The sequence below is a fragment of the Parasphingorhabdus sp. W113 genome, assembly GCF_055693205.1.
Window position 1 is genome coordinate 2564425 of the sequence record NZ_CM146328.1, and the last position, 25789, is coordinate 2590213.

At 57.1% G+C, this 25789-nt stretch carries 22 protein-coding genes and 1 pseudogene; 9 read left to right on the plus strand and 14 right to left on the minus strand.

The window, feature by feature from the left end:
- Window positions 1-113: 113 nt before the first annotated feature.
- Window positions 114-644 (minus strand): hypothetical protein, encoded by a 531-nt coding sequence (locus ACZ1GS_RS12380; RefSeq protein WP_472695490.1) that lies wholly within the window; start codon window positions 642-644, stop codon window positions 114-116.
- 57 nt (window positions 645-701) lie between these two features.
- Entirely contained in the window at window positions 702-1103 is a 402-nt protein-coding gene (locus ACZ1GS_RS12385; RefSeq protein ID WP_472695491.1) for a PaaI family thioesterase, read from the minus strand.
- A 170-nt stretch (window positions 1104-1273) separates the two neighbouring features.
- On the opposite strand from ACZ1GS_RS12385, the gene gyrB reads away from it, so the two are divergent.
- The gene (gene gyrB, locus ACZ1GS_RS12390) at window positions 1274-3799 is read left to right on the plus strand and encodes a DNA topoisomerase (ATP-hydrolyzing) subunit B (protein WP_472695492.1); all 2526 of its coding nucleotides are present in this window, start codon (window positions 1274-1276) and stop codon (window positions 3797-3799) included.
- A gap of 570 nt (window positions 3800-4369) precedes the next feature.
- Here the strand turns inward: gyrB and ACZ1GS_RS12395 are convergent.
- Together ACZ1GS_RS12395 and ACZ1GS_RS12400 are read right to left on the minus strand one after the other, a co-directional pair.
- Window positions 4370-4774 (minus strand): hypothetical protein, encoded by a 405-nt coding sequence (locus ACZ1GS_RS12395; RefSeq protein WP_472695493.1) that lies wholly within the window; start codon window positions 4772-4774, stop codon window positions 4370-4372.
- Between the two features lie 129 nt (window positions 4775-4903).
- Window positions 4904-5344 carry a hypothetical protein gene (locus ACZ1GS_RS12400; RefSeq protein ID WP_472695494.1) on the minus strand — a complete coding sequence of 147 codons (441 nt, stop codon included), beginning with the start codon at window positions 5342-5344 and terminating at the stop codon, window positions 4904-4906.
- A gap of 274 nt (window positions 5345-5618) precedes the next feature.
- On the opposite strand from ACZ1GS_RS12400, the gene ACZ1GS_RS12405 reads away from it, so the two are divergent.
- Entirely contained in the window at window positions 5619-5963 is a 345-nt protein-coding gene (locus ACZ1GS_RS12405; protein WP_472695495.1) for a hypothetical protein, read from the plus strand.
- A 78-nt stretch (window positions 5964-6041) separates the two neighbouring features.
- Here ACZ1GS_RS12405 and ACZ1GS_RS12410 read toward each other — a convergent pair whose 3' ends face one another.
- Entirely contained in the window at window positions 6042-6683 is a 642-nt protein-coding gene (locus tag ACZ1GS_RS12410; RefSeq protein ID WP_472695496.1) for a penicillin acylase family protein, read from the minus strand.
- 92 nt (window positions 6684-6775) lie between these two features.
- A pseudogene (locus ACZ1GS_RS12415) lies at window positions 6776-8242 on the minus strand (penicillin acylase family protein); the annotation flags it as partial.
- Between the two features lie 113 nt (window positions 8243-8355).
- On the opposite strand from ACZ1GS_RS12415, the gene ACZ1GS_RS12420 reads away from it, so the two are divergent.
- The 3 genes from ACZ1GS_RS12420 (at window position 8356) to ACZ1GS_RS12430 (ending at window position 13623) form a co-directional block, all read left to right on the plus strand.
- Entirely contained in the window at window positions 8356-9939 is a 1584-nt protein-coding gene (locus ACZ1GS_RS12420; RefSeq protein WP_472695497.1) for a leucyl aminopeptidase, read from the plus strand.
- A gap of 89 nt (window positions 9940-10028) precedes the next feature.
- Window positions 10029-12626, plus strand: coding sequence for an ATP-dependent chaperone ClpB (clpB, locus tag ACZ1GS_RS12425; protein WP_472695498.1), 2598 nt, complete (start codon window positions 10029-10031; stop codon window positions 12624-12626).
- Between the two features lie 37 nt (window positions 12627-12663).
- On the plus strand, window positions 12664-13623 hold the full coding sequence (locus tag ACZ1GS_RS12430) for a hypothetical protein (RefSeq protein WP_472695499.1): 960 nt from the start codon (window positions 12664-12666) through the stop codon (window positions 13621-13623).
- Window positions 13624-13723: 100 nt separating this feature from the next.
- Here ACZ1GS_RS12430 and ACZ1GS_RS12435 read toward each other — a convergent pair whose 3' ends face one another.
- The 4 genes from ACZ1GS_RS12435 to ACZ1GS_RS12450 all read right to left on the minus strand — a co-directional run bounded on the left by ACZ1GS_RS12435 (window position 13724) and on the right by ACZ1GS_RS12450 (window position 17873).
- Window positions 13724-14035 carry a hypothetical protein gene (locus ACZ1GS_RS12435; protein WP_472695500.1) on the minus strand — a complete coding sequence of 104 codons (312 nt, stop codon included), beginning with the start codon at window positions 14033-14035 and terminating at the stop codon, window positions 13724-13726.
- A 12-nt stretch (window positions 14036-14047) separates the two neighbouring features.
- Entirely contained in the window at window positions 14048-14380 is a 333-nt protein-coding gene (locus ACZ1GS_RS12440; RefSeq protein ID WP_472695501.1) for a hypothetical protein, read from the minus strand.
- 51 nt (window positions 14381-14431) lie between these two features.
- Window positions 14432-14845, minus strand: coding sequence for a hypothetical protein (locus ACZ1GS_RS12445; RefSeq protein ID WP_472695502.1), 414 nt, complete (start codon window positions 14843-14845; stop codon window positions 14432-14434).
- Between the two features lie 64 nt (window positions 14846-14909).
- Window positions 14910-17873, minus strand: coding sequence for a TonB-dependent receptor plug domain-containing protein (locus ACZ1GS_RS12450; protein ID WP_472695503.1), 2964 nt, complete (start codon window positions 17871-17873; stop codon window positions 14910-14912).
- A gap of 395 nt (window positions 17874-18268) precedes the next feature.
- On the opposite strand from ACZ1GS_RS12450, the gene ACZ1GS_RS12455 reads away from it, so the two are divergent.
- A complete protein-coding gene (locus tag ACZ1GS_RS12455) occupies window positions 18269-18835 on the plus strand; it encodes a hypothetical protein (protein WP_472695504.1) in 567 nt (188 codons plus the stop codon).
- Between the two features lie 72 nt (window positions 18836-18907).
- Here ACZ1GS_RS12455 and ACZ1GS_RS12460 read toward each other — a convergent pair whose 3' ends face one another.
- The 3 genes from ACZ1GS_RS12460 to xseA all read right to left on the minus strand — a co-directional run bounded on the left by ACZ1GS_RS12460 (window position 18908) and on the right by xseA (window position 21598).
- The gene (locus ACZ1GS_RS12460) at window positions 18908-19798 is read right to left on the minus strand and encodes a M23 family metallopeptidase (RefSeq protein WP_472695505.1); all 891 of its coding nucleotides are present in this window, start codon (window positions 19796-19798) and stop codon (window positions 18908-18910) included.
- 20 nt (window positions 19799-19818) lie between these two features.
- Window positions 19819-20028 carry a DUF2093 domain-containing protein gene (locus tag ACZ1GS_RS12465; protein ID WP_472695506.1) on the minus strand — a complete coding sequence of 70 codons (210 nt, stop codon included), beginning with the start codon at window positions 20026-20028 and terminating at the stop codon, window positions 19819-19821.
- Window positions 20029-20104: 76 nt separating this feature from the next.
- On the minus strand, window positions 20105-21598 hold the full coding sequence (xseA, locus tag ACZ1GS_RS12470) for an exodeoxyribonuclease VII large subunit (protein WP_472695507.1): 1494 nt from the start codon (window positions 21596-21598) through the stop codon (window positions 20105-20107).
- Here xseA and purD point away from each other — a divergent pair.
- Entirely contained in the window at window positions 21597-22880 is a 1284-nt protein-coding gene (gene purD, locus ACZ1GS_RS12475) for a phosphoribosylamine--glycine ligase (RefSeq protein WP_472695508.1), read from the plus strand. The two genes, xseA and purD, sit on opposite strands and share 2 nt — an antisense overlap.
- Window positions 22881-23041: 161 nt before the next feature.
- Entirely contained in the window at window positions 23042-23779 is a 738-nt protein-coding gene (locus tag ACZ1GS_RS12480; RefSeq protein ID WP_472695509.1) for a M48 family metalloprotease, read from the plus strand.
- Between the two features lie 140 nt (window positions 23780-23919).
- Here ACZ1GS_RS12480 and ACZ1GS_RS12485 read toward each other — a convergent pair whose 3' ends face one another.
- Complete coding sequence (locus tag ACZ1GS_RS12485; RefSeq protein ID WP_472695510.1) at window positions 23920-24183, minus strand: hypothetical protein; 264 nt, start codon at window positions 24181-24183, stop codon at window positions 23920-23922.
- Between ACZ1GS_RS12485 and ACZ1GS_RS12490 the strand changes: the two genes are divergently transcribed.
- Complete coding sequence (locus ACZ1GS_RS12490) at window positions 24182-25666, plus strand: vWA domain-containing protein (protein ID WP_472695511.1); 1485 nt, start codon at window positions 24182-24184, stop codon at window positions 25664-25666. The genes ACZ1GS_RS12485 and ACZ1GS_RS12490 overlap by 2 nt on opposite strands.
- The last annotated feature ends 123 nt before the right edge of the window (window positions 25667-25789 follow it).

Here is a 25789-nt window from a genome sequence, read left to right on the forward strand (position 1 = left end):
TGTTTCAGATTGCGCGCCAGACTGTGCCCCAGCAGCAAACAAAAGGAACAAGGGTAGGAACAGCAACTCCGTCATTCAGACCCCGCAACTTGCATCCCGGCTAAAAGCGGTGTTCAGCCTGCCACCAGTTTGACGAACGTGCTTTCGACCCAGCCGCTTTCGCACGGCCCGTCATAATTGCGCTTGGAGCGCACCGGCGAGGTGACGCCGCAGTCTCCGGCGCTGGTCCCGGCGCTGGTCCCAGCATCGGCAGCCGCTTCGCTATCCGCCGTCGGCGCAGCAGCCTTCGCATAGACAATACCCAGCCATTGCTGGTCATGGCTGCGGGTGCAGATATAGACCAGCTTGGCTTCGGACAGTTTGTCTTTCGACTTGGCGCTGTCAAACGGCGCGATCCGGACATCCAGTTCAGCGCCGCGCAATCCGGTCACCCGGCCGACCGCCTGGCACGCATCAAAACGCGGTCCTCCTTCGCCGATTCTCACCGCCCGTTCGCCGGGATTGGAGCCAACCCGCTCGGTCCGGCCGGTCGGGTTGCCGGCATCGCCCTGACTTTCGGCCAGATCATCGCTGACCTGGGTGGTTTCGGAACAGGCGCCCACCATCAGGCCGAGACAGACGGGAAGGATCAATCTTTTCATCATGAGACAAGCCTAGACCAAAAGCAGCGGCTTTGGAAAGATTCTAATCACCTTGCCGATTCACAACACGATCTGGGTCTGCGTGACCACCGCCACCAAGCTGCCGTCCTCCAGGCTGAGCCGGGTTTGCCAGACCGATTGCCGCCGGCCGACCTTCAACGGCACCGCCTCACCATAAACCGTGCTGCCTTCCGGCGCGGCGCTGAGAAAATTGGTCTTGCTCTCGGACGTGGTCGTACCGCTTGATCCTTCGGGCAAATTCGCGAATCCGCCAAATGCGCCCAGCACATCCGCCAGCGTCATCACCGCCCCGCCGTGGATCGAGGGCGAGCCCCGCCCGTTACCTGCGGTACAAAATTCGGGCCGGACCAGCATTTCACCGGTGACCTTTTCCTTGGTCATCGCGGTGATCACGATGCCCATTGTCTTGGCAAAAGGCACCATATCTGCAGGGTTGTTCATTGCTTTTCTCCTTCTCGGGCAACGGTTTAACCAGCCCGTGAACAGGCCGAAAGGGACCCATTGGCCGGTTTTGGCAAAAACAAATTAAGTCACTGTTTTTCAATGTTTTTAATATCGTTAATTCGGATAATTCCCTTGGATTTCCGGCCATGAACAGCTAAAAGATGAAGATGAGTGAAAACAAAGATACTGACGCCGCTGCGGCGGCTCCCGAACAAGCCGCCGACACCTCCAATCAGAACGCCTATGGCGCGGATTCGATCAAGGTCCTGAAGGGTCTGGATGCGGTTCGCAAGCGGCCCGGCATGTATATTGGTGATACCGACGACGGGTCCGGATTGCACCATATGGTGTTTGAAGTCTCCGACAATGCGATTGATGAGGCGTTGGCTGGCCATTGTGACCTGATCCTGATCACGCTGAACGCCGATGGCAGTGTTTCCGTGGAAGATAATGGCCGCGGGATCCCGGTGGGCATGCACAAGGAAGAAGGCGTGTCGGCAGCCGAAGTCATCATGACCCAGCTGCACGCTGGCGGCAAGTTCGAGAACACCTCCGATGACAATGCCTACAAGGTGTCCGGCGGCCTCCACGGTGTCGGTGTCTCGGTCGTGAACGCACTGTCCGAATGGCTGGAACTCAATATCTGGCGCGAAGGCAAAGAGCATAATATGCGTTTCGAATTCGGCGACGCGGTGCGGTCGCTGGAGATTATTGGCGATGCCCCGCCAGCGGACAATGAAACCGGCTTGAAGAAGGGCACAAGGGTCACCTTCTTCCCGTCACCTGAAACCTTCAAGATTACCGAATTTGACTTTGAGAAGCTCGAGCATCGCTATCGCGAACTGGCCTTCCTCAACAGCGGCGTTCATATCCTGTTGCGCGATGCGCGCGGTGAGGAAACCAAGGAAATCGACCTGTTTTACGAAGGCGGCATTGCCGCTTTTGTGCAATATCTTGATCGCAACAAGACCGCTCTTGTTCCGGAGCCCATCGCCATTCACGGCACCCGCGACGATGTCACCATCGATGTCGCGCTGGAATGGAATGACAGCTATTATGAAAATGTCCTGTGCTTCACCAACAATATTCCCCAGCGCGATGGCGGCACCCATCTCGCCGCTTTCCGTTCGGCCCTGACGCGGACGCTGAACAATTATGCCGAAAGTTCCGGCGCGCTGAAAAAGGAAAAGGTCAAGCTGACCGGCGATGACATGCGCGAAGGCCTGACCGCGATTGTCTCGGTCAAGCTGCCGGATCCGAAATTCAGTTCCCAGACCAAAGACAAGCTGGTCTCGTCGGAAGTCCGGCAGCCGCTGGAAAGCCTGATGGCCGACAAGCTGGCCGAATGGCTTGAGGAAAATCCGCAAAATGCGATGATGGTTGTCCAGAAGGTCATCGATGCAGCCGCCGCCCGCGAAGCCGCCAAAAAGGCGCGCGAACTCACCCGGCGCAAGGGCGCGATGGATATCGCCTCGCTGCCGGGCAAGCTGGCCGACTGTCAGGAACGCGATCCGGCAAAGTCCGAACTGTTCCTGGTCGAGGGCGATTCCGCTGGTGGCTCGGCCAAACAGGGCCGCGACCGGCATTATCAGGCGATCCTGCCGCTCAAGGGCAAGATCCTCAATGTCGAGCGGGCGCGCTTTGACCGGATGCTGTCCTCCAAGGAAGTCGGCACGCTGATCCAGGCCATGGGCACCGGCATTGGCCGCGAGGATTTCAATATTGAGAAGCTGCGCTATCACAAGATCGTCATCATGACCGACGCCGATGTCGATGGCGCGCATATCCGCACCCTGCTGCTGACCTTCTTCTACCGGCAAATGCCCGAGATTATCGAAAACGGCCATCTCTATATTGCCCAGCCACCGCTGTACAAAGTCGGCAAAGGCAAGAGCGAGGTCTATCTGAAAGACGATAATGCGCTCGACCAATATCTGGTCGACGCCGGTTTGCAGAACATGATCCTGCAGACAGCCGAAGGCGCCCGCTCGGGTGATGATCTCAGAAGCCTGATCGACCATGCAAGGCGCATGCGTTCGCTCATGGCCTATGTGCCGCGGCGCTATGACAGCACGATTGTCGAGGGCATGGCGCTGACCGGCGCGCTCAACCCCAGCCATGGCCGGCCGGAACGCCAGGCCGCCGTTGAGGCCACCGCTGCGTGGATGGACAAGGTCGACGAAGAAGGCCGCTGGTCCGGCAGCGTTTCCGAAGAAGGCGGCTATCTGTTCGAACGGCTGTGGCGCGGGGTCACCGACCATCATATTATCGAGGCAAAATTCCTCGAATCCGCCGAAGCGCGCAAATTGCACGGCCTCGCAGCCGAGCAAAGCAGCACCTATGCCAGCGGCAGCCGCCTGGTCAAAAACAGCGCCGGTGACGCGAGCGAAGAAGATGACAGCGTCGGCAGCGATGGCTTGCTGATCACCAGGCCGTCCGAACTGCTCGATTCCGTCCTCGCCGCCGGGCGCAAGGGCCTGTCCTTCCAGCGCTATAAAGGCCTGGGCGAGATGAACGCGGAACAGCTGTGGGAAACCACCCTCGACCCCGAAGTCCGCTCGCTGCTGCAAGTCACGGTCGAACAAGCCGATGTCACCGACGATATCTTCACCAAATTAATGGGCGAAGTGGTCGAACCACGGCGGGAATTCATCGTCGACAATGCGCTGAATGTGGCCAATCTCGACGTTTAGGGCGATTGGGTGGCGATAGGGTGGAAGTGGGCGTTGATGCCTGAAATTCTTTTCGGTGACTATCGGATGGGGTGCAAACATTGACGGCACCAAACTTATTATTGATATAACTTGCATGCATCCGTTCCCAAAGGCTTCCAAGCTCCAATTCCTCGTAGAATCCGAACTTAACCAAATCTGCTTCGCACAATGGCAGATTCAATTGAATTTCGACTCCGCTCACATCATCGTTGAGGGTAGCCTTCAGCATATAGACAAGACAGGGATTGTTCGACAGCACAACACGGATGAGAGCCGTCTCTCGCCCCTCTTTTTGCACCACCTGATTGGACAAAAAATCCGGTCGTTAGAAGTCGAACCATATCGGCTGACACTTTCTTTCGATGACGGCGACATCCTCCGGATTCTCAGCGATGAAGGCCCATATGAATGCGGTCAAATTTCCAGTAGAAATGGTCAAGGTATCATTTTTTGATGTCTAAAATTTGGGCGCGAATTGGCCAACTACCGCCGCTTGCGCAATGGCGCCTTTTGCGCCCAACGCGGACGTTAGTGTGGTAGTTTGAATTGTCATTCCGTTTCATAAAAATGGAAATTTCTCAGGTCCACACACACCCGGCGATCGTCAAAACATCCCGCGTCAAAAGTTACTTTGACGGTCTCAGAAACATCACCTCGATAGCCTTTGAATCGATCGTCTTTTGCGTATAAAACTGAAGTTGGAGCAAAACCTTTTTCTAGCTGGCACGCCTTATCGAAACAAACTTCGAATGACCCCCGGCTATATTGAAGGTCCACAGGATAGATATTTACTAGAAAAGTTCTGCCATCCCACTTGATGGGATTGTCAATTAAATCATCCAATTGTGCAGTTGTCAAAACCGAATGGCCGTCCTCAGTCAGCGTTGGCCTCGTTGCTGCACAGCTCGCAATCACCGGAAGTGCTGAGCTGGCGATGATCAGCTTGAACATCATTGTTGAAAAATTCCCCGTGGCTGCCGGATGGATTGACTGTTCGAAGCCTTAACAGATAATATTCTCAATGTCCGTTTTTGCGCCCAGAGCAGACATTGGCGTTATGGCGGCTTATCCCCAAAGCGGACATTAACTTTGGCGGTTTTTTAGGGAGACAGCTGGTCGGGCGAAGGATGGACTGTATTGGACCTGAGAAGATATGGTTGGATCAGCCTGCCAATTGAAAGGCTTCTCCGACGGCGTCCGATATCCATAGTGGTCGAGGAGCGACGATTTCGAACCGATCGGCAAAAAATATTTCGTCGTCCCGCCAACTCCCAGACTAATTGCATTCTGATGCAGTTCCTCAAGTTCCTCGTAGAGGCAGTTTTCGTCGTAGGGGCCCAGCATCAATCTGCAGTAGAGGGACACATAGGATTCTTCAGCCCCCAATATGTCAGGCAACCTAGCCAAGCATTCTCTGAATCGGTCTTTGGCTTCGTCATGGCGGCTTTCCTGAACCATCAGGTTGGCATCAAAAGCCAAGAGATAGTGTGGTGGATCGTCTTCTAAAGTGAGTGCGGCATCCAAACGCGTTCTTGCCTTTGAGATCCGGCCGCGACTTTTGTGAGTACGTGCAAGGACTGAATTTAATATGAATTTTAGTTCTTTAATAAGCGTCTGATCCTGCATTCGGACTTTATGGTGGGTTTCTTGACAGTTGGCAACTTCGACAATTCCAGAAATTCCCTAACCGCCGCTTTTTGGCAGCCAACGGGCAGCGCATTTGCAAAACCACCGAGGGCCAATATGATGGACGCCGGATGCCCAGTCCAGAGGCGTCCAGGACAATCGGAGGATGGTTATGCAAATCTATTATCTGGAAATCGTCACACCGGATGTGGAGCGTTTTTGTGCGCTTCACGCGGGTCAGAACGGCACCGTTTTTGCGGCACCCGACGAACGGCTCGGCAACGCCCGGGTTGCCGAGCTGGCAAATGGCGGCCGGATCGGCGTCCGCGCGCCGATGCATGGTGCCGAGGAGCCGGTGGCCCGGCCCTATTTCCTGACCGCGGATATTGCCGCGGCCACGGCGGCGGCAGAGGCAGCCGGGGCGGAAGTCATGCTCCCGCCGACCGACATTCCGGGACTGGGAAGCTTCTCGATCTTTGCGCTGGGCGGTGTGCAACAGGGCTTATGGCAAATCTGATCGCAGACGGGTTTTAGCGCCCAAACGAAAAGCCCCGCCAAACGGCATCCTATTATCAATGCCAGCGCAAACCGCCCGCTAGCGTTGCGCGGTGCCAACGACATAATCGCGGCTTTTGTGCTTTTCGAGCTCCGCCGGATCGAACCAGACCGGCTTCAGTTTCTTGTCGACGAAAAGCTGCATCTGGTCGGTATAATGCGGGCTGTCGGGGCGGGTTGTGGCGGCGCCAAAGGGCTGGATCGAGCGCGACTGGACATCACCGTCGGCGTCCCATTCGATGAACATGATGAAGCTGTCGCCATGGCGGACCGAAAGCCGGCCATCCTCCTCGACGTCCCAGAGCGTCGACGCGCGGATCGTGTCATTGCCGCCGTCAATCGGTAGATCAACATCGCCCTGGCGCAGTCTGAGCACCTCCAGCATCGGCGGATCGATGCGATCGAAATGGGTGTTCAGATGATCGACCGTTTCCTGCAAAATCTCTTTCGCATCCGGCACCTCGCCGCGCTGGTAATGCGCCTTGTTGGCTGGCCGCAACACCATCAGCGCCAGCGCGTCAGCGGGCCCTTGGCCATCGAGATCCCAGTCCCAGTCGGCGAGCAATATCTGGGCTTTCGCCAGATCGCTGCCGGCCTCGAGTTCGAGCTTCGCAATTCTGTCCAGCCAGTCCTTGGCATAGCCGGCTTTTTCATAGGCGGTGTCATATTTGATCCGCCGCATTTCCTGTTCGCCAATCTTCCCCCCGAAGCGAGCGCCTGTTCGAGCAGCACGATCGACCGGCGGGAGCGGTTGGTCTGGTCATTCTCGATGCCCATCAGCGGGGAATAATTGTCGGGATTCAATTCATCGCCAGGCCCTGCTGCAACATAAGGCGTATTATTGGCGTTCATGACATAGCCCGATTCCGGATTGATCACCGCCGGTACGCGGGTGAATGGCAAAGTGTTCTGCCAGACCGCCTTGGACGTATCGCCCGGCAACACGGTGCGCCAGTCAAAGCCCGGCGCCCGGTCCGGGAACATCGCATTGTAGAACATCCCGATATTGCCCTCGGCATCGGCATAGATGAAATTAGTCGCAGGCACGCCCTGCCCGGCCATCGCCGCCTGCCACTGGTCAAAATTCTGGGCCTTGTTGATGCGATAATATTGGGTCAGCATATCAAGCTGATCCATGCCGGCATAGCGGATCGCATATGCGCCGCTGTCGTTGAGGATCACCGGCCCGTGGATCGACCGGTAGACCATTTGCGGATAGGGAATCACAAACGGACCATATTTGATCTTCAGCCAGATGCGCTTCTTTTCGAGCGGCTTCCATTCACCATCAAATTGGTAAGCGCTGCGATCCTCGTTGAGGGTGAGCTTGTAGATATCCATCAGATCAGGCCGGTTGACGGTATTGGTCCAGCCCAAATTCTTGTTGTGTCCCAGAAACGGGAACGGCGAGCCGGGGAAATTGGCGCCGGCAAAATCCCAACCTTCTTCGCTGTGCACCACCAGTTCGTACCAGGCGACATTGCCGCGCAAGGGCTGATGCGAGTTGGAGATTAATCGGGTCTGATTATCCGGTGTCTGCGCTGGCGCAATGGCATAGGCATTGGATCCGTTTTCATCCGGATCCGGTCCGGTCGGCGTGATCACCTTGTCTTCGCTCAGCGGGTGGACGGTCTTGGACTCGATTGGCACCGCGAGGCTGGGTCCGCCTTCGCGGCGCAGCGGCTTGTTCTCGGTCAGCGCCTGAATCGGGCCGTTGAGGCCAAAGAAAAATGGCGAACGCAGGGCAAAGCCAGCCGCAATATCCCGGCCATTGACCGGAAAAAGCTTGGCGAGCTTCACTTCATCGGGATGCTCTTCGGCAAAGGCGTTCAAGCCGGTTGCATAGCCATCCAGCAACGCCCGCACATCGGCCGGAAGATCATCATATTTCCGCTTCACCGTGCCGCTGACATCGAGCAGCGCCGCGACATAGTCAATCGGTGCGCCGCTCGCCCCGTTCAGGGTTGCCAAGCGGCCGCGGGTCATCGCCGTCACTTCCTGCAACGTGTCGAAATCATCCTCGGCATGCGCATAGGCGACGCCATAAGCAACATCGGCATCGGTCTTGCCAAAAATATGTGGAACCCCAAAATCATCGCGGACAATCCGCGCTTCATATTCCCGGCCCGGCGCGGGTGGGGAGACCGAGGAAACACTGATCGGTTCCCAGACCGCCAACGCGACGGCGACCAGCAAAACCAGAACCAGCAATCCCAGTCCAACCCGTTTGATCGCCTTCATTTCATTTCCTTTTTCTATGGCAATCGCCCTTGCCCTTTTGACGCTCTTGCGCAAAGTTGCGACATTGGTCAACCGGGAAGCCCTCCGATCACCACAGCCACAAAGGATCGTTCATGCCGAAATCAAATATCTCTCGCCTCGCCCTGCTATCCGCCCTGTCCGCGCTCACCTTTGCCGTCCCTATACAGGCGCAGACCGTGCTCGGATCCGGCGTTCCAGCCAGCACGGTTTCCAATAGCGACGAACGGCCCATCGCCTTTGCAGAACAGGCCCCCGCACAGGCCGGTCTGATCATTGTGATGCAGGGTGCAACCTTGCCCGAAACCCCGGCCCTGTCGGCCGCCGAACGGAGCGCTGTGGAAGCGGCAATTCAATCTGCCGAATTCAAGGGGAAGACCGGAGGCAATCTGAAATTGCGCGGGATTGGCAGCCGCCCCTTCATCATGCTCGCCGGCGCCGCCAAGGCCGATGATGCCGGACCCGACTGGAAATCCGCCGCTGGCAGCGCGATACAAAAGCTCAAGACGGAAAAAGCGGCGCTGGCGGTTGTCGGACTGCCCGATGCTGCGGCCATGGCTGATGCGGCGCTGGGTCTGGAACTCGGGCAATATCGCTTTGACCGCTATCAGACCGATGTCGAGACCGCCCCGGCCGCGCAGAGTGTGACCTTTGCCGGACCGGCGGCATCCGCTGGCGAGGCGCTGTGGAACAGCCGCACCCGCCATCTTGCCGACAGCGTCAAACTGGTGCGCGATCTGCAGAGTGAACCCGCCAATACGATCTATCCGGAAAGCTTCGTGGATCGGGTCAGTGCAGCCTTTAAGGGCGTGCCCAATATCCGGATCGAAATTCTCGACGAAGCCGCGATGCGCAAAATGAACATGGGCGCGATTGTCGGCGTTGGCCAAGGCAGTCCACGCGGATCGCGGATGATGGTGGTCCGCTATACCGGCGGTAGCGGCGCTCCGCTGGCCCTGGCCGGCAAGGGTATTACGTTCGATACGGGCGGCATATCGCTAAAGGGCAATAGTGGTATGTGGGCGATGAAAGCCGACATGTCGGGCGCGGCCGCAGTGATGGGGGCCACCCTGTCGCTCGCCAAAAGCCGGGCACCGGTCAATATCGTGGCGGTTGCCGCGCTGGCTGAGAATATGCCGGGTGCCAATGCCCAGCGCCCGGGTGACGTTGTCCGCACCTATGGCGGTAAGACCATCGAGATCCTGAGCACCGATGCCGAGGGCCGTTTGGTGCTCGCGGACGCCGTGCAATATATCGCCGACCGCTACAAGCCGTTCGCGCTGGTCGACATCGCGACCTTGACCGGATCGGTTGGCCGCGCTGTCGGGGATCAATATGCCGGCCTGTTTGCCCGCGAGGATGCGATTGCCGACCGCCTGATGAAAGCCGCCGAGGACAGCGGCGAGCATCTATGGCGGCTGCCGCTTCACCCGGCCTATGCCAAGGCGATCCGGTCAGACATTGCAGATGTCAAAAATTCCGGCGTCACCGATGCACCGGGCGCCAGCGCCGGGGCGCATTTCATCGGCTATTTTGTCGACAAATCCCTGCCCTGGGCGCATCTCGATATTGCTGGTGTTGACTGGAACAAGTCGAGCGATCCGCTGACGCCCAAAGGTGCCTCGGGATTTGGCGTCCGTCTGCTTGATCAGCTGGCCCGGAACTGGACCGCGCCATAAGGCAATCGTATAATTATTTGTCCCGATCCCTTGTGTGATAAAATTATCACGCCATATCTGGAGAGAACCAGGAACGAGGGAACGGGACAATGAATCTCGAAAAATTTACAGATCGCGCCAAGGGCTTTTTGCAATCGGCGCAAACGGTGGCCATTCGCATGAACCACCAGCAGATTACGGCGGCGCATCTGTTGAAGGCGTTGCTCGAAGATGATCAGGGCATGGCATCCGGTCTGATCGTCAAGGCCGGCGGCGATCCGAAAAAGGCGCATCTCGATGTCGACGCCGCGCTGGCCAAGATTCCGGCTGTGTCCGGCGGCGGCGCGCAGCAGACTCCCGGGTTGAACAATGACGCCGTCCGGGTTCTCGATCAGGCCGAACAGGTCGCAGAAAAAGCTGGCGATTCCTATGTGACGGTTGAGCGCCTGTTGCTGGCGCTGACCTTGTCCAAAGACACGGCCGCCGGCAAGGCGTTGACCGGTGCCGGTGTCACGGCTGAAGGCCTCAACAGCGCGATCAACGAATTGCGCGGGGGGCGGACGGCTGACACCGCTTCGGCAGAAGACCGCTATGAAGCGATGAAGAAATTCGCCCGTGATCTCACCGAAGCTGCGCGCGAAGGCAAAATGGATCCGGTGATTGGCCGCGACGAGGAAATCCGGCGCACCATTCAGATTCTCGCCCGGCGCACCAAGAACAATCCGGTCCTGATCGGCGAGCCTGGCGTTGGCAAGACCGCGATTGCCGAAGGATTGGCCTTGCGCATTGCCAATGGCGATGTGCCGGACAGCCTCAAGGACCGCCGGCTGATGGCGCTCGACATGGGGTCGCTGATTGCCGGCGCGAAATATCGCGGCGAGTTCGAAGAACGGCTCAAGGGCGTGCTCGATGAAGTGCGCGGCGCCGACGGTGAAATCATTCTGTTCATTGATGAAATGCACACGCTGATCGGTGCGGGCGCGTCAGAAGGCGCGATGGATGCCAGCAATTTGCTGAAACCCGCCCTTGCCCGCGGTGAATTGCACTGCATTGGCGCGACCACGCTCGACGAATATCAAAAGCATGTGGAAAAAGATCCCGCTCTGCAGCGCCGGTTCCAGCCGGTTGTCATTGGTGAGCCAACGGTGGAAGACACGATCTCGATCCTGCGCGGCCTGAAGGAAAAATATGAACTGCACCACGGGGTGCGGATTACCGACGGCGCGCTGGTCAGCGCAGCGACCCTGTCGCATCGCTATATTTCCGACCGCTTCCTGCCCGACAAGGCGATCGACTTGATGGACGAGGCGGCATCGCGGATCCGGATGGAGGTTGAATCCAAACCGGAAGAAATCGAAACGCTTGATCGCCGGATCATCCAGCTGAAAATCGAACGCGAGGCGCTCTCGAAAGAAAGCGACGATGGCTCGAAAAGCCGCCTTGAGGCCCTGGAAAAGGATCTCGCGGAGCTCGAGCAACAATCTGCTGAGTTGACCACCCGTTGGCAAGGCGAGAAAGACAAGATCAATGCCGAAGCGCATTTGAAGGAAGAACTCGATGCCGCGCGCCTTGAACTCGAGCAGGCCGAACGGGCTGGTGATCTCGCCAAGGCGGGTGAGCTGAGCTACGGGAAAATTCCCGATCTCGAAAAGAAGCTGGAAGAAGCCGCCGATGCGACGGAAGGAGCGATGTTGCGCGAAGAAGTGGTCAGCGAGGATATCGCGTCCGTGGTCTCTCGCTGGACGGGTATTCCGGTCGACAAGATGCTCGAGGGCGAGCGTGAAAAACTGCTCGCGATGGAAGAGCTGATCGGCAAGCGCGTGATCGGACAGAGAGACGCAATTGATGCGGTATCCTCCGCTGTGCGCCGGTCCCGGGCCGGATTGCAGGACCCGAACCGTCCGCTCGGCAGTTTCCTGTTCCTCGGCCCCACGGGCGTCGGGAAGACCGAACTGACCAAGGCGCTCGCCGGTTTCCTGTTCGATGATGATCAGGCGATGGTCCGCATCGACATGTCGGAATTCATGGAAAAGCATAGCGTCGCACGGCTGATTGGTGCGCCTCCCGGCTATGTCGGCTATGAAGAAGGCGGAGTCCTGACGGAAGCCGTCCGCCGGCGCCCCTATCAGGTCATCCTGTTTGATGAAGTCGAAAAAGCCCATGGCGATGTCTTCAATGTCTTGCTGCAAGTGCTCGACGACGGACGGTTGACCGATGGTCAGGGACGGCAAGTGGATTTTTCCAACACGCTGATCATATTGACCTCCAATCTCGGAAGCCAGTTCATGGCGAACCTGTCCGATGACCAGAAAGTGAAGGATGTCGAACCGCAGGTCATGGAAGTCGTGCGCGGCCATTTCCGTCCGGAATTTCTCAACCGGCTCGACGAGATCATCCTGTTCCACCGGCTGGCGGAAGAGCATATGGCGCCGATTGTCGAAATCCAGGTCGCGCGGGTGCAGAAATTGCTCAAGGACCGCAAGATTGTCCTCGACCTGTCGGACGCAGCGAAACGCTGGCTCGGCCGCGTGGGCTATGATCCGGTTTATGGCGCCCGGCCGCTCAAGCGGGCGATCCAGAAATATCTCCAGGACCCGCTTGCCGACATGATCCTGCGTGGCAATGTGCCGGACAACAGCATCGTGACAATCGACGAAGGGGATGGCGCACTCAAAATGGACGCCGCGTTGGTCAGCGAAGCGGCTTAGGCTTGCGCGTCGCACGGACAGCGGGCAGTAATCCCCTATGACAACGCCCGAACGAGTGTCCGATATTGTTGGCGACGCTGCCTATCTCGCCCATCGCTATGATGAAAATGGCGATTCCTTCCGCTTTGTGCACGTGCCCCGGACCGTGCACCAGCAATGCACGTTTATCACTGACGAACATTTGCCCAATGTCGAGCAATATGAACTGGTCCGCCGCACCGCGCTAGCGCAATCCGCGATCGAGACGGCCCCCGTCCATTTCATCTTTCATTCCGCTTATTGCTGTTCAACCATGCTCGCCCGCGCGGTCGACATTGAAGGAACAGCGATGGGCCTCAAAGAGCCCGTCCTGCTCAACGACATGGTTGGATGGCGCCGGCGCGGGGCCAGCGAAGAACAGCTACGCACGGTCCTGGATCAATCGCTGCACCTGCTTGCCCGGCCGTTCGGAACCGATCAGTCGGTGATCATCAAACCCTCGAATATTTGCACACCCCTGGCGATACCGGCGCTAGAGATGCGGCCCGATGCCAAGGCGCTGCTGCTCTATGCCCCAATCGAATCCTATCTCAAGTCGATTGCCAAGAAAGAAATGTGGGGACGGATCTGGGTGCGCGACGTTCTTATCGGGACCCGGCTCGACGGCTATGCGGTTGGCGGTTTCTCTGACGATGAATGGTTGCGCCTGACCGATCTGCAAATCGCGGCGATTGGCTGGCTGTCACAGCATGCCGCCTTCGCGAAAATATTGGAGCGCTTTGGGCCCGAACGGATACGGCTGCTCGACAGCGATCATTTTCTCGAGAACCAGGCGCAGACCATGGCCGCGCTCAACCGCCATTTTAATCTGGCGCTGGACGAGCAAGGCCTGCAATCGGTGCTCGAAGGCCCCGCATTTACAAGCCACTCGAAGCTGGATCAGGCCAAGCCTGGCGAAATATTCGATGCCGAAGCCCGCAAAAGAACAGGACCGCGTAGCAGCGCTACACGGTCCTGAAATAGAAATGGTTGCGCAATGGACCCGCGCAGTGGCGGACAGCCAGGGGATCCAGATGGATATCGGCGCCGCGCTCCTGTAAGGCGGGACCGACCGCGCGTCAGTTGGGCGTCATCATGAAACCCGGTTGATTGTCATCGACAAATTCCCGCGAGCTGCGCGATCCGGATCGCTTATATTCCGCCCATTGCTTGTTGGTCATGCACAGCCGGCGCTTGCGCGACAGGGAACCGATAATCGGTTCGCTGCGGCACCGGATATATTGCGGATGCCGTCGATCGGTTATTTTGGTCGCCTTCTTTTTCTTTTCAGGCTCCGCTTCGACCGTCGGTGTCTGGTTGGTGGCATGGGCCGATTGCGCGGAGAAAAGCAGCGCGGACAGCAGGGCGGCGGATGTTGCTTTCAGGATCATGTTCTTTATGTCCTATCGACCGCTGGTCGCGCCAGGGCGGTTTTCCGAGATAAATTCATCCGCCTGGCGATTGCCTTCCCGCGATGCCAGCTTCCATTCCTGGTTGGTCTTGCACACCCGTTTCTTGCGGGCCAGCGAACCGATAATCGGTTCCGAACGGCAGCGGACATAATTGGGATCGTTGCGGTCGGTGATCTTTTTCGCCTTTTTCTTTTTCTTCTGCCCATCTTCCGTCGTTGCAGAGACTTTTTCCACCTTCGCTTTTTCCTTGGCGGCAATACTGGGGGCGACGCCGAGAGAAAAAGCAAGAGCGCCAGCAAGCGAAACGATTTTCAGATTATTCATTCTAAACTCCAAAGATTGAAAGTGAGGGAAAAAAGGCTGTGTCCGATTAATCTAGTTACTGATCATGCCGGATTGATGCAGGTCGACAAAATCCCGCGCATATCTGTTGCCCAACCGGATGGCCAATTTCCAATCCTGGTTAGACATGCAGACCCGGCGTGTTTTGAGGATGGAACCAGCAACAGGTTCGACCCGACAGCGAATATATCGCGGGTCTTTCCGGTCGGTGATACGTTGTGTTTTGGCATCCTCTGAAGAGCGAATTCTTGGTCCGTCTTCCGGTGGTGCCACTTTCACGATGATGAGACCGTCAGGGTTTTCGGTTTTGACCGTCGTTTCTTGCGCCGCCCAGGCCGGTTGAGCCGCGAGTGCCATCGAAAGCATCATCAATGTTGCGCGTAACTTCAGTCCCATGACCCCCCTCGTTGCACGATGATGTATAACTATTCCATCGTCAAAAATCAAATCGCCAACGAAAAAGGGCGAGCCTTGCGGCCCGCCCTCTTCATTTCAATTCTAACCGCTTGGATTAGAAGCTGAACTTAACGCTCGCACCATAGCGACGACCCAATGGATCATAGCTGGATGGGTAGATGTTACCAGAGTTGAACGCTGTAGAACCAATGTTCGAACCAACAATTGCAGGCTGGTTGTCGAAGATGTTCTGAGCGGTCAGCGTGAACAATACGTTGTCGCTTACATCCCACTGGAATGTCAGGTCGAAGTAGTGCTCAGCACCAATGCGCTGGAAGTCAACGTCACCGAACAGTGGAGACGTACCCTGGAATGCAGGACCGTTACCATTGATGATGTCGTCTGGCTCTTGCTCCAGGCCACTCAGGTAGCGCCAGCGCAGGGACAGCGTGTAGGTTTCATCGAACACAAACGAGGTACGCTGCGTGAACGCAAACTCGGATTGTGGCGAACCACAGTTCACACTGAAGAAGCCAACACAATCACGAACCAGGTTACCTGGTGCAGACTGGAAGGTGTTCTTGTTGGTCCAGGTACCGTCGAACGAAGCGCGAACAGCGATGCTGTCGGTCAGATCCGTGCTGTAACGCATGCTCAGGTCAAGACCGTCGGTTTCAATCGTACCGAGGTTAGACTGTTGCAGGATCAGGCCTGGAACTTCGTTTGGCGAACCGTCGAGGCCACCGGTGAAGGGGCTACGTTGGATCAAGTCAACACACGCTGGGTCGGTTGCACTTGCAGCGGTCAGGTTGTTGAAACAACCGCCGATGATGTCACCAACAGCAGGTGCTGATACAGCGCCGGTCACTTCAATGTTGAAGTAGTCGAGCGTTGCAGAGAAGCCAGGCAGGAATTCAGGCTGCCAAGCGACACCAACCGTCCAAGTACGGGCGGTTTCAGTACCGAGGTTGAGGTTACCACCAGTGGTGATGTTGATCTGTCCAGCAGCCGGTGGCTGAATGGAACCGATAACACCAGCCGGTGCACCCTGAGCGATACAAACTGCAGTCAGGTTAGCGTTACCAACAGGCAATGCCAGCTGACATGGGTCAGTCTGCAGGTTGCTCAAACCGGTCGAAACAGGCGTGAACAGCTCACCAATGTTCGGTGCACGCGAGGAACGCTGGTAGTTACCACGGATGGTAAGACCAATTGTTGGTTCCCAGCTACCGCCAGCTTTCCAAGTGAACTCGGTACCAGCAGTTGAATAGTCTGAGTAACGAGCACCAAGGTCGATGGTCAGGCTTTCAGCGAATGGAGCACCTTCGAATACCGGGATGCTGACTTCACCAAAGGCATCATAAACATCGTAGGAACCGTTAATGTCAGGAGCAGCACCGCCACCACCAACAACAGCACCAGGAGTCTGCGACGCTTCGTCGGAAAGACGGGTTGCCGTGAACTCACGATATTCGCCACCAACAGCAAACTGGATTGGGGTTTCGGAGATGCCGAAGCCCAGATCACCGGTTACGGTGCCGTTTACGGTTGCAATCGACGTTCCGGTGATGACCTGTTGGGTCAAGCCGAAGACATAGCCGATTGATTCTGGCGTGATCGAACCGAGCTGACCAAAGAGGTTGATTGGAACACAACCACCGCTTGGATCGGAACAGGTACCATCAGGCAAAGAAAGCAAAGACTGCTGCAAACGTGCAAAACGGGCAAAACCGCTCTGACGTTGGATACGCTCGCTTTCGCCGTAGGTCGCGGAAACATCATAGCTGATGTTGTCCGTGATCGCACCGCGTGCACCAACAACGATGTTGAACAGCGTCGAGGTGAAGTCCGAGTTACGCGTACCGGCTTCAACCGAACGACGACGAACCTGCGTAGCAACTTCGCGATAGTCTGCGTTTGCAGAACCGTCAGCCAGGGTCGAACCGAAAGGCGTGTTGATCGCTGCGGTACATTCAGCAGCGGTCAGGCCTTCACCGTTACAATAACGCTGCGCAATTGCGGCAGGAATGAACGGGTTGTTGAGGTTCAACTGATAGGTGTTGAAGAACGAACCACCTGGGGCAATAATCGTCGAAACGGTCTGTTTCGAGAAGACAGCCTGCGAGTAGAGTTCGATGTTCTCGTTAATTTCATAACGACCGGAACCGTAAATGTTAAACCGTTCGAATGGAGTCTGGAAAATGTTGAACGGGTTAAAGTTAAACGGATTTGGGTTGAACGTTGGCGTAACATCCGTGCCCGCTGCGTTGATCTGACCGTTGAAGGACAGGTTAGCCGCATCGACTGGGCTGGTGTAAACGATGTTCGCAGGAACAGCGTTTGACGAACCACCTGGGTTACCAGAGAAGGAGCTTACGTTGAATTCACCAAAAGAGCGATCGCCCTGGAATACAGCGTCCTGATCCTGATAGCCAACGCTCAGTACAACGTTACCGCGACCATCGTCGAAGTTTGCACCGATCGTCAGGTCGGAACGGAATACGTTGCCGTCGCCCTGCTCAGTGATCTGCTCGCTGAGGTTCAGCTCGATACCGGCAAAGTCACGCTTGGTGATGAAGTTTACAACACCAGAGATCGCGTCCGCACCATAAGTCGTCGTAGCACCACCGGTCAAAACGTCGGTACGCTCGATGACAGCAAGTGGGATGCTGTTAAGGTCGACACGGCCCGTGGTGTCAGCTGGAACGAAACGACGTCCGTCAAGCAGAACCAGGTTACGAACCGAACCAATGCCGCGAAGGTTAACGAAGGAAGAACCGCCGTTACCATTGTTCACTGCAGAGCCGGTGCTTGGAATTGCACTTGGCAGTTCGCGCAGGAACTGCTCAGCAACGTTGGTCTGACGCAGTTCAAGTTCTTCGGATGTCACAACGCCAACTGGGCTAGACAGCTCCAGGTTAGGGTTGCTGATACGCGAACCCGTAACAACGATTACGCTTTCATCAGCTGCATCCGCTTCTTGAGCGTCTTGGTCCTGCGCATAGGCAGGTGCTGATACCATAGCGAGACCGAGCACCATTGGTGCCGTGCCGCTCATCAGCTTGTTAAATTTTTTCATGTTAATCCAGTCCCTTATTCTGGAAGAGCAGAGCCCCCAATGGCCCGCCCCTGTAGTTGCCCGCTCGAATCATGCGCACCACAAAAGCGCGCGAAATTCCAACGGAATGGCTGGCAGATGCCGGAAATGCACAATTCTGTAAAGCGTGACTTCGGCCCAAAGGCGCTCTTTTGTAAAGAATGTAACTATTTTGTCACAGTGGTGTAGCGTCCAAACTCCGATCGCAGAAGCTCTTCTGATAACTCAAGAATTCCTCCGCGTTCCATCGACTTACCGATATTGGCCCGGGATTGTGCTGCAAGGGATATATGCTAGAAGCGGCACAGAACGGGCGCTCCTTTTGATATTTGCGCGCCGGATTTGAATGAAAACTGGCTTTGGAAAATGGAAAGAATATGACGATGACACGCAATTTCACAGGGTTTGGCCGGACGAAAACTTTACTGCTTTGCGCAGTCTTTCTTGGGCCGAGCACAGCGTTAGCCGCAGAGCCCAAGTCCAATATCACCGCCCCGCCAGCTATTTATACCGATCTTGTGGCGTGCAAAGCGATCCCCGATCCAACCCAGCGCCTCGCCTGTTTCGACGAAAAAATCGCGGCATTGGAGACCGCACAGACCAACAAGGAAGTGGTCATTGCGGATCGCAAGCAGGTCGAAGAAGCGCGCCGCGGCCTGTTTGGCCTTTCCCTACCCAGAATAAAGCTGTTTGGCGGCGGTGATGATGATGACGGTCAGGTCGATCAGATTGAAAGCAAAATTGCATCGGTGCGCCAGTTGCGCGGCGGCAAGTGGCTCATTCGGCTGGAAGATGGCGCGTCCTGGCAGCAAACCTCGGGGCGAAGCTCGATGCGGTCTCCGCGCGCCGGCGACTCTATCGTGATCAAGCGGGGATCACTGGGCAGTTTCCTGGCCAAAGTGAACGACGGCCGCGGATTCAAGGTCAAGCGGGTCGTGAACTGACCATGATTCAAACCGGACCGGGGTCTTCAGGATTCGGCCAGAAAATGGAACCTGACAAGTTGACCGTGGCAATCAGTCCATCGGGCCAGTGAGCAAAATCGGGTCGATCCGCGCCTTGTTCCATTTCATCGACCAGTGCAGATGGGGGCCGGTAGCCCGCCCGGTTGAACCGATACGGCCAATCGGTTCGCCGCGCTTTACCGTCTGACCTTCCTCGACCAGAATCTCGGACGCGTGCAGAAAGGCGCTGTTTAATCCCATGCCATGGTCAATCATCAGCAAATTGCCCTCCAGCGAGAAGGGCTTTTTGGTGGCCAGCGTGACCACACCATCGGCTGGCGCGACAAAGAAAGTTCCAGCGCCGCCAGCAATATCGACACCGCTATGATAGCTGCCCGGCTCGCCACGATAGACGCGTTGTGATCCGAACATGCCTGAAATCCGGCCTTTTGCTGGCCAGATAAAGGTTTGCCGCCAGCCCTTGCTGTCGCTCCGCACCTGGCGCGCCGCATTGATCTGCGCCAGTTCCGGTGCCCGGCGCGCCATGAAAGCCGCGCTCGGTCCGCTTTTGCGGCGGGCGACATTGACGTGCTCGATCTTCCATTTGCGAGGCGCGACCGAGAAAAATTTCTTCACCGTCTGGCCATTTTCCAGCGTTGCCACCAGCTGGGCGGACTGGCCCGCATCCCGGTTGAAGGCGACGATGAACGTTCCGTCCTGATCAATCGGAACCGCTTGGCCTTCAAAGGACAGGCTGGCTGTGCCTTCGGGGGCGGTACCGAGCATCACACCGCCCTGGATCTCCTGCCCGGTAAAGCCGAATTTTGTTGCCTGGCGAAAAGCGGATTCCGAAGCGGCTTCGGTGGCAGAATCTGCAGAATCTTCTGCTTCATTGTTGGTCATACTGGCCGAAAGAGGAACGGAAAGGCCAAAGGTCGCGATAGCTGTGACCAACCCGGCCATTGTCTTTTTTCCGCCGCGCATCATTGTTCGTCCACCGGTAGATGCGCCCGCGCTGAAATCTGGGCGCTGGCATAAGGCTCCTGACGCTCGACGCTCCAATAGCGCAATTCATCCAGGGGAATGGCGTCGCCGGTTACCGCGCATAGCACATGATCGCCCGAGGATAACGGCCTGAAACCGTTGGGCATATAGTGCAGCTTTGCCACTTTGTTGCGATTGGACATTAACATGGTCAGATCATACCCCCGGCATAATGTACTTGTGATTTACCAACGAAAAATTGCGATATTGATAACAAAAAATTCCCTAGAATAAATCCTGCTGCCTGTCATCTGCCGGTTTTTTGATTCGTTTCGGCTTTGCTTTGCGCTTCGGTTTGTCATCCGGGCGGCTGATGGCTGGCTTGTCCGGATCATCCGATCCCCCGATCCGGGCCCCCACCGCACCGTCGTGGAAATGCAATCGGACCCCGCCGGCATCAAGCGCGGCGACCCGGCTCCCGATCAAATTGCCATTTTCCCCAGAAACCCGGGCATAGCCGCGCTTCAGCGGACCGTCTGGCGAAACTTGCTCGGCCAGCCGCCACAAGGATGACAACCGTTGCTGTGCTTCAGACAGCGGGCGCTGCAACAGCGATGCCGGCAAGGCCAGGCGATCAATCTGGCTTTTTGCGGCCTGCCAGCGATGCTTCAACAAAGAGGGACGCAGCGCCCCCTCGGTCTGGGCAAAACGGCTGCCGGCGGCGGAAACTTGCTGGCCCATGGCATATTTCAGGGCATCGGTGCGTTCATCCAGCCGCTGCTGATGGGGGCGCAGCAAATCGGTCAACCCCGGCATCAGGCGACGCTGCGCCTCCAGACGTTCGCCCGCGACGCTGAAACTGCGTTGTACCGTTCGGGCGAGACGGGCCTTGGTTTCGGTCAGCGAAGCCAGCCATTCCGCCCGAACCGGCACCGCCATCTCCGCTGCCGCAGTTGGTGTTGGCGCCCGCATGTCCGCGGCAAAATCGCACAAGGTCGTGTCGGTTTCGTGCCCGACGGCCGAAATAACCGGAATCGAACAGTCCGCCACGGCCCGGACCACTGCTTCTTCATTGAAGCTCCACAGATCTTCGATCGAACCGCCGCCTCTGGCGACGATGATCAGATCGGGTCTGGCGACCGGGCCGTCTTGTGCGAGGTTGGAAAAGCCGTTGATCGCATGGGCGATCTGATTGGGCGCGGCTTCCCCCTGCACGAGCACTGGCCAGACAATGACATGGGACGGACAGCGATCGGCGAGGCGATGCAATATATCGCGGATAACCGAACCGGTCGGCGAGGTCACAACACCGATGGTTTTGGGAAGAAACGGCAATTTTCGCTTGCGATCTGTGTCGAACAGACCCTCGCCGCGCAACTTGGCTTTCAGCTTCTCGAAAAGCTGCATCAGGGCCCCCTCGCCCGCCAATTCCATTTTGTCGATGACGACCTGATATTTTGAGCGCCCCGGATAAGTTGTCAGCTTGCCCGAAATGACCACTTCGATGCCATCTTCCGGCTGAAACGGCAGGCGCCCCGCATTGCCTTTCCACATCACGCCATCGAGCACCGCCTTGTCATCCTTCAGAGTCAGATAGACATGGCCCGATGCCGCGCGCTTATAGCCCGAAATCTCGCCCCGGATCCGGACATAGCCGAACCGGTCCTCGACCACACGCTTCAGGCTGTTCGAGATTTCCGACACGCTCAACGGAGGGGCATTGTCGCCCGCACCACTCTCGGCTAACAGCTTCGCATCTAATGAGAGGGAATCGTTCATGAATATCCTGTTGCTCGGGTCCGGTGGCCGGGAACATGCACTGAGCTGGAAACTGGCGCAATCCCCGTCAGTCGAGAAATTTTTTGCCAGCCCCGGAAATCCGGGCATCGAACAGCATGCGGAATGCGTCGCGCTGGATGTGCATGACCATGAAGCCGTCATTCTGTTCTGTGAACGGAACCGGGTCACATTGGTGGTTGTGGGACCGGAAGCGCCACTGGTCGATGGCTTGGGGGACAGCTTGCGCAAAGCCAATATTCTCGTATTCGGTCCCGATCAGGCAGCGGCGCAGCTGGAAGGATCCAAGGGATTCACCAAGGATCTGTGCGCGCGTGCGAACATTCCCACGGCCGGCTATGTCCGCGCAACCACGCTCGCTGATGCGCTGTCGGCGCTGCAGGACTTCGCGATCCCGGTCGTGATCAAGGCGGACGGACTGGCCGCTGGCAAGGGCGTCATCATCGCGGAATCCCGAAAGGACGCAGAAGAAGCCGTCATGATGATGTTCGATGGTGGCTTTGGGGAAGCCGGAGCCGAAGTGGTCATCGAGGAATTTCTGACCGGAGAGGAAGCCAGTTTCTTTGCGATCACCGACGGCGAAACGATCATGGCCTTTGGCACCGCACAGGACCATAAACGGGTCGGCGAAGGCGATGTCGGACCAAATACCGGCGGCATGGGCGCCTACAGCCCCGCACCGGTTCTGACCGCAGCGCTTCAGGAACAGGTGATGACCAGAATCATTCGCCCAACGGTCGACACGCTGGCAGAAGAAGGCATGCCCTATAGCGGAGTGCTGTTTGCCGGATTGATGCTGACGGAGTCGGGCCCGAAGCTGATCGAATATAACGCCCGCTTTGGCGATCCCGAATGTCAGGTGCTGATGATGCGGCTGCAATCCGATCTCGCGGCGATCATGCTGGCTACGGCCAAAGGTGAACTTGCACAGGTCAGCGCGCCCAGCTTTGATCCCGATACCGCGCTGACCGTGGTGATGGCGGCCAAAGGCTATCCCGGAACCCCAGAAAAAGGCGGACAGATTCGCAATCTCGGTCGGGCCGAGCGCAGCGGTGCCAAGATATTCCACGCCGGGACCAAGGAAACGGATGGCAAACTCGTTGCGAATGGGGGGCGCGTGCTCAACGTCACAGCGCTCGGCACCAATGCGACAGATGCAAAAACAAGAGCATATGCGGCGATTGATGAAATCGCGTTTGAAAGCGGTTTCTGCCGGCGCGACATTGGCTGGCGGGAAGTCGAACGGGAATTGCAAAACGGGTAGCGCTGGAATCAGCACTGCACATCTCTGGAAAATTTACACGGAAAGCTGGTTTAGCGCATTGTAAAACGTGACCTTTTTTTGCATAAACCGTGCTCCGGGGGCGGAAAAAGGATTGGGAACACATGAAAAACGATGACATGATACTGACACGGCGACAAATCATGGTGTTAGCCGCCCTGGCCGGCGGCGTCAGCGCGAGCGCACCGCTGCACGCGCAGTTCAACTTGAAAAAAGGGCTCGGCGCCGCCGGAAAAATAGCCAAGGCCGGATCGTATAATGACGAGGAAATGGCGGTCTATTTCGACCAGATGGCTGCGGATATGGACGGGCGCAATCCGGTTGCGGGGGCCAATGACCCTTATGGCAAGCGGATCGCAAACCTGTCCAAAGGGCTCAAGAACCATGACGGTCTGGACCTCGACATCAAAGCCTATCTGGTTCGCGATGTGAATGCCTTTGCGATGGCCAACGGCACGATCCGGGTGTTTGCCGGGTTGATGGACAAGTTTACCGACGACGAAGTGCGCTATGTCATCGGTCACGAAATCGGCCATGTCAAAGAAGGCCATACCAAAAAGCGCATGCAGGGCGCCCTGCAAAAGGAAGCCGCTCTGGGTGTTGCGGATGCCGCTGGCGGGAAAGTCGGCAAGATCGCCAATTCCAAACTCGGCAAATTATTTGGCGACGTGATCAGCTCTCAGCATTCGCAGAAACATGAAAAAGAGGCGGATGACTATGCCTTGAGCTTTATGCAGCAGAAACAATATGATCCGATGGCCTGCGTCACCGCGCTCGACAAGCTGGCCGGCCTGAGCGGCGGCGGTGGCGGCCTGCCCTGGCTGCAGACTCATCCCAGCCCGGAAGCACGGTCCAAACGGCTGCGCAAGAAACTCGCTTGATTCCACCCAAAGCCTGACTGGAGAATGTAACCTTATATCATTGGTTCATTCTCCAGTCAGCTTACCTGGCGCACCTTCTGCCTCGGGTTCGACTTGGGGAGAATATGGTCATGAGACAGATTCCAGCGCTTTCGAAATTTTTATCCGGCCTGGCAGCTGTCGGCTTGCTGGGCACATCGGGAGCCGCCCCGCTGGACGCCCAGTCCCGGCAAGGCAAGCGCCCGGATCTCGTCCGCTTGCCCCCGCCCCATCCGGTCAATTGCAGCCTGTTCGCGCGTCCCACCGGTGATCGTGTCACGACTACCGGACAAAAGATTCGGCGATCGGTGCAACCACAGCGCGGGCAATTGAGCCCTCCCCCCACCACCACCGCCGCCGGCAGTCGCGCCGTCCGGCGGTATCATGCGATCAGTCGCCGGAACCTCTTCCAGCTCGTCCAGAATCGCCTCTCCGCGGCCCTATCCCTATCCGGTCCCGGTGCAGCAAAACCGGGAAAAATATGCCGACAACGCGGTTGCCTCTATTCAACGGGTCACCGAAAACCCGGTTTCCACTTTCGCCGTGGATGTCGACACCGCGAGCTATTCCAATGTACGACGCTTCCTCAACGACGGACAAATGCCGCCATCCGCCGCGGTTCGCACGGAAGAACTGATCAATTATTTCCGCTATGACTATCCGCGACCGGAGAACCGGGACACGCCGTTTTCGGTGAGCACCGACATCGCCAAAACCCCATGGCATGACGAAAGCCGCCTGCTCCGCATCGGATTGCGTGGCTATGACCTCAACCGGGCCGAACGGCCACGAGCCAATCTGGTGTTTCTGGTCGATGTTTCGGGATCGATGGGGAGCAAGGACAAGCTGCCGCTGGTGCAATCGACCTTGCGCGGTCTGGCCGACGAATTGCAACCCGACGATCGCGTGTCCATCGTGGTCTATTCGGGCACGGTCGGCACTTTGCTCGCCCCAACTTCCGACAAAAGCCATATCAAGGAAGCCGTGGACTGCCTTCATGCTAGCGGTTCCACCGCCGGTGGCGACGCCCTGAAACTGGCTTATTCCACCGCACGCCGGACCTTTATCGATCAGGGTATCAACCGGATCATCATGGCCACCGATGGCGATTTTAACGTCGGCACGAAAAATACCGATGATCTGAAGAAAATCGTCGCCAAACAGCGGGAATCCGGCGTCACACTGACCATGCTTGGCTTTGGGACCGGCAATATCCGCGATGAATTGATGGAGGGTATCGCCAATGTCGGGAACGGCAATTACGCCTATATTGACAGCGCGATGGAAGCCCAAAAGGTGCTGAGCGAAGAATTGAGTTCGACGCTGTTCACCATCGCCAAGGATGTAAAGATTCAAATCGAATTCAACCCGGCCCATGTCAAAGAATATCGGCTGATCGGATATGAAAACCGGCTGCTCGCCGAAGAGGATTTCGACAATGACCGGATCGATGCCGGCGATATCGGAGCAGGTCATCAGGTAACCGCCCTGTATGAGATCATGCCGCGATCGGCCGCCGGCTGGCTGCCCGAACGCCGCTATCGCGCCAATCAGGATGCGCCCCAAAAGAGTCGCTTCGCGGGTGAACTGGCTCAGGTCAAATTGCGCTACAAATTACCCAAAGGCGACCGGTCCCGGTTGATCTCCCGCCCCATTTCGATGGCCCAATTGCGCGACGCGGCAACACCGACCGGGGATATGGCCTTTGCCATTGCGGTCGCAGCCTTTGGACAGAAATTGCGCGGCGACAAATATCTCGGTGATTTCGATTTTCCGAACATCCGCAAGCTTTCCGGAAAGGGCGGAACATTCTGGCGCCAAGAATTTCGCAAGCTCAATGATCTCGCGCGCGCACAAGAGCGCAGCTGATTCGACCACAACCCGCTCTGGCATCTGGTTCGGCGGCCTTTGTTAACCATATTTGATAAACACTTGTCTCATATGGGGACACATTCGGCTCGACTCGTCGGACAAATGACGAACAAGCCGCTC

Excerpts from the sequence above, each read along its gene's own strand:
- ACZ1GS_RS12380 (WP_472695490.1), bottom strand. The coding sequence starts at position 644 with ATGATGAAAAGATTGATCCTTCCCGTCTGTCTCGGCCTGATGGTGGGC.
- ACZ1GS_RS12385 (WP_472695491.1), bottom strand. The coding sequence starts at position 1,103 with ATGAACAACCCTGCAGATATGGTGCCTTTTGCCAAGACAATGGGCATC.
- gyrB (WP_472695492.1), top strand. The coding sequence starts at position 1,274 with ATGAGTGAAAACAAAGATACTGACGCCGCTGCGGCGGCTCCCGAACAA.
- ACZ1GS_RS12395 (WP_472695493.1), bottom strand. The coding sequence starts at position 4,774 with ATGATGTTCAAGCTGATCATCGCCAGCTCAGCACTTCCGGTGATTGCG.
- ACZ1GS_RS12405 (WP_472695495.1), top strand. The coding sequence starts at position 5,619 with ATGCAAATCTATTATCTGGAAATCGTCACACCGGATGTGGAGCGTTTT.
- ACZ1GS_RS12410 (WP_472695496.1), bottom strand. The coding sequence starts at position 6,683 with ATGCGGCGGATCAAATATGACACCGCCTATGAAAAAGCCGGCTATGCC.
- ACZ1GS_RS12420 (WP_472695497.1), top strand. The coding sequence starts at position 8,356 with ATGCCGAAATCAAATATCTCTCGCCTCGCCCTGCTATCCGCCCTGTCC.
- clpB (WP_472695498.1), top strand. The coding sequence starts at position 10,029 with ATGAATCTCGAAAAATTTACAGATCGCGCCAAGGGCTTTTTGCAATCG.
- ACZ1GS_RS12430 (WP_472695499.1), top strand. The coding sequence starts at position 12,664 with ATGACAACGCCCGAACGAGTGTCCGATATTGTTGGCGACGCTGCCTAT.
- ACZ1GS_RS12435 (WP_472695500.1), bottom strand. The coding sequence starts at position 14,035 with ATGATCCTGAAAGCAACATCCGCCGCCCTGCTGTCCGCGCTGCTTTTC.
- ACZ1GS_RS12440 (WP_472695501.1), bottom strand. The coding sequence starts at position 14,380 with ATGAATAATCTGAAAATCGTTTCGCTTGCTGGCGCTCTTGCTTTTTCT.
- ACZ1GS_RS12450 (WP_472695503.1), bottom strand. The coding sequence starts at position 17,873 with ATGAAAAAATTTAACAAGCTGATGAGCGGCACGGCACCAATGGTGCTC.
- ACZ1GS_RS12455 (WP_472695504.1), top strand. The coding sequence starts at position 18,269 with ATGACGATGACACGCAATTTCACAGGGTTTGGCCGGACGAAAACTTTA.
- ACZ1GS_RS12460 (WP_472695505.1), bottom strand. The coding sequence starts at position 19,798 with ATGGCCGGGTTGGTCACAGCTATCGCGACCTTTGGCCTTTCCGTTCCT.
- ACZ1GS_RS12465 (WP_472695506.1), bottom strand. The coding sequence starts at position 20,028 with ATGTTAATGTCCAATCGCAACAAAGTGGCAAAGCTGCACTATATGCCC.
- purD (WP_472695508.1), top strand. The coding sequence starts at position 21,597 with ATGAATATCCTGTTGCTCGGGTCCGGTGGCCGGGAACATGCACTGAGC.
- xseA (WP_472695507.1), bottom strand. The coding sequence starts at position 21,598 with ATGAACGATTCCCTCTCATTAGATGCGAAGCTGTTAGCCGAGAGTGGT.
- ACZ1GS_RS12480 (WP_472695509.1), top strand. The coding sequence starts at position 23,042 with ATGGTGTTAGCCGCCCTGGCCGGCGGCGTCAGCGCGAGCGCACCGCTG.
- ACZ1GS_RS12490 (WP_472695511.1), top strand. The coding sequence starts at position 24,182 with ATGCGATCAGTCGCCGGAACCTCTTCCAGCTCGTCCAGAATCGCCTCT.
- ACZ1GS_RS12485 (WP_472695510.1), bottom strand. The coding sequence starts at position 24,183 with ATGATACCGCCGGACGGCGCGACTGCCGGCGGCGGTGGTGGTGGGGGG.